This is a genomic window from Rathayibacter sp. AY1B8 (assembly GCF_002932775.1).
Lineage (GTDB): Bacteria > Actinomycetota > Actinomycetes > Actinomycetales > Microbacteriaceae > Rathayibacter.
The window spans coordinates 1-871 of the sequence record NZ_PSWJ01000056.1; the positions used below are offsets into that span (position 1 = coordinate 1).

The following is an 871-nucleotide window of genomic DNA, read 5'->3' on the forward strand; positions in this document are numbered from 1 at the left end:
GGGCACGCTAGTGTTCGTGGAGTCATTGTTGAAATACCACTCTGGTCACTCTGGATATCTAACTTCGGACCCTAATCGGGTTCAGGGACAGTGCCTGATGGGTAGTTTAACTGGGGCGGTTGCCTCCCAAAGAGTAACGGAGGCGCCCAAAGGTTCCCTCAACCTGGTTGGCAATCAGGTGGCGAGTGTAAGTGCACAAGGGAGCTTGACTGTGAGACTGACAAGTCGAGCAGGGACGAAAGTCGGGACTAGTGATCCGGCAGTGGCTTGTGGAAGCGCTGTCGCTCAACGGATAAAAGGTACCTCGGGGATAACAGGCTGATCTTGCCCAAGAGTCCATATCGACGGCATGGTTTGGCACCTCGATGTCGGCTCGTCGCATCCTGGGGCTGGAGTAGGTCCCAAGGGTTGGGCTGTTCGCCCATTAAAGCGGTACGCGAGCTGGGTTTAGAACGTCGTGAGACAGTTCGGTCCCTATCCGCTGCGCGCGCAGGAAATTTGAGAAGATCTATCCCTAGTACGAGAGGACCGGGATGGACGAACCTCTGGTGTGTCAGTTGTTCCGCCAGGAGCACCGCTGATTAGCTACGTTCGGAACGGATAACCGCTGAAAGCATCTAAGCGGGAAGCCGGCTTCGAGATGAGATTTCCATCCCTTCGGGGGAGAGGCTCCCAGCCAGACGACTGGGTTGATAGGCCGGATGTGGAAGACAGGACTAAAGACTGTCGGAGCTGACCGGTACTAATAAGCCGATAACTTGATAATCACTACACTCATACCGTTGTAAAGGCTGGTAGGAGTGGTCAGAGATTGCTTGCGTCCACTTTGTGGTTCCCAGAAGACGGGCACCCCGCATCCTCCTTCGGGAGG

General features: G+C 55.2%; 1 rRNA gene. It reads left to right on the forward strand.

Annotation, left to right across the window (positions count from 1 at the left end):
- Nucleotides 1-766 (forward strand): 23S ribosomal RNA (locus C5C63_RS16620); the annotation flags it as partial.
- Nucleotides 767-871: the final 105 nt, after the last annotated feature.